This window comes from Pseudomonas sp. 5Ae-yellow (assembly GCF_014077575.1).
Taxonomy (GTDB): Bacteria; Pseudomonadota; Gammaproteobacteria; order Pseudomonadales; family Pseudomonadaceae; genus Halopseudomonas; species Halopseudomonas neustonica.
On sequence record NZ_JACGWE010000096.1, the window covers coordinates 1 to 2229 of the forward strand.

Here is a 2229-nt window from a genome sequence, read left to right on the forward strand (position 1 = left end):
GAACCCATCGGATATATACCGCCCGCAGAGGCTGAGGCAAACTACTATCGGCAACTAGCCAGTCAGGCTTCCAAGGTGGCGGCTTGACTTAAACCAAACAGCCTCCGCGAAACCCGGGGCGGTTCATCCAGTTTGAGGTTCGCTCCGGCGCTCGCTCCAACCTCGAAACCGACCTGGTGATTTCAGAGGACGGTATTGTTCTGGAGCATCGAGGCAAGGGTCGGCAGTGCTTCATCAAGACAAGCTTTGCTCTTAACACCCGACGGGCCCGAGCCGGCTTCGATGTCATGCTGCTTGAAGAGCCTGAAAACCATCTAAGCCATACCTTGATGAAGCGGTTGGTCAACGAGCTCTCCAAGAAAAACGGAACGCAGCTCTTCATCGCGACCCATAGTAGCCACATCTGCTCTCGCCTTGATTTGCGCAACGCGTTGTTGCTCGGGCCAGGTCAGCGTAGTGGCACGCTCAGACAGCTGTCCGACGACACAGCCGCCTTCTTTATGAAGGCCCCTGACAACAATGTTCTTGAGTTCACCCTGTCCCGCAGGGTGATTCTTGTCGAGGGCGATGCAGAGTTCATCCTACTAGAGGCCTTTTATACGAAGCTGGCGGGTCGCCTTCCTGCCGAAGACGATGTGCATGTGATTTCTATCGGTGGTACTAGCTTCAAGCGATATTTGGAGCTGGCAGGCCTGTTGAACATTAAGGTTGCAGCGATAAGAGATAACGATGGCAACTACGAGGAAAACTGCGTTGAGAACTACGCTGGCCTAGTAACCGAGCATGCCAGGCTCTTTGCTGATGCTGACAATCAGCGCAGTACCTTTGAAATAGGTCTGTATGCCGACAACACGGCCATCTGTGACGAGCTTTTTGCTCCAGGGCGAAGGACCCTGACACCTCAGCAATACATGCTGGCGAACAAAGCCGAAGCCGCGTTCGAGTTGCTGGATAAGAAGGCGGGCGAGCTGGTTGTTCCTGGCTATATTGCGGAGGCGATTGCGTGGCTAAGGGAGTGATGTTTGCAGTTGCAGGTTCTGGCAAAACCACGACGCTTATCGAGCGCCTAACCCTAGACCAGCGCGCATTGATCATCACCTACACGGAGAACAATTACGCCCACTTGCACCGCAGCATCATTCGAAAATTCGGATTTGTACCGCCCAACATCACTCTACTCACCTACTTTGGGTTCCTTAACGGTTTCTGCTACAGGCCTCAGCTTGAGCTGGCTTTGAGCACGCGTGGGCTGAGTTTCAGAACGCCGCCGGCTCACACCCGGACATTTGCTCGTACACGGATGGAGTACTACAAGGATGGCAAGGGGTACCTATTCCACAACCGCCTGGCCAAACTGCTGCAGGTCAAAGGGACTATCCCTCGGCTCATTGCTCGAATTGAACGCTTCTACGACCAGCTTTTTGTCGATGAGGTCCAAGATCTTGCGGGTCACGACTTTGATCTTTTGCTCTCCCTGATGCCTGCCCAGGTAGACATTCTCTTGGTTGGAGATTTCTACCAGCACACTTTCGATACCAGCCGAGATGGCCCCACCAACCGTACGCTGCATGACAACATCCAGCGTTACGAGCGCCGTTTTAGTGATGTGGGCGTTCAGGTCGACAAGGAAACCTTGAGCCACAGCTGGCGGTGTGGAACCACTGTTTGTGACTTCATTACGGCCCATCTTCAAATCAATGTTGGGTCACACAGGAACGATGATACCGCGATTATCCCTGTGATCACTCAGGACCATGCCGACACCATCCATGCCGACCCGGGAGTAGTGAAGCTCTTCTACCAGGAGAGCTACAAGTACGGATGCCATGCGTTCAATTGGGGAGCGAGCAAAGGCATGGATCACTTCCAAGATGTGTGTGTTGTACTGAGCGAAAAAAATTGGAAGCTCTATCTTCGAGGCAGCTTTGAAGGTCTGCCTGCCCGGACTCGTAATAAACTTTATGTGGCATGCTCCCGTGCACGAGGCGATCTCTATCTGGCGCACGAAAAATACTTTAAAGGGTTCAAGACGATCTAATCTGAGGCGGGTAAGCTCCTGGTGGATACCTCGAGGACTAATCTGGTGCTGTTAACGTCCGCTCCTGGCCCAGGGTGTGTAAAAACGTCCTGACAAATCCTTGCTATGATTTCCGACACTTCCATCGCAAGGATTCCCATGAAACGGTTTATCCAGGGTGAACACCGAGGTCAAAGCACCTTGCTTCCCGA

The 2229-nt window shown here is 53.0% G+C and carries 1 protein-coding gene and 1 pseudogene; both read left to right on the top strand.

Translation table 11 applies throughout. From position 1 onward, the window contains the following. Nucleotides 1-128: 128 nt before the first annotated feature. Nucleotides 129-1019: pseudogene (locus H4J77_RS19355) on the top strand (ATP-dependent nuclease); the annotation flags it as partial. Continuing rightward, nucleotides 1004-2038 carry an AAA family ATPase gene (locus tag H4J77_RS19360; RefSeq protein WP_182250078.1) on the top strand — a complete coding sequence of 345 codons (1035 nt, stop codon included), beginning with the start codon at nucleotides 1004-1006 and terminating at the stop codon, nucleotides 2036-2038. The pseudogene H4J77_RS19355 and the gene H4J77_RS19360, both read left to right, overlap by 16 nt. The last annotated feature ends 191 nt before the right edge of the window (nucleotides 2039-2229 follow it).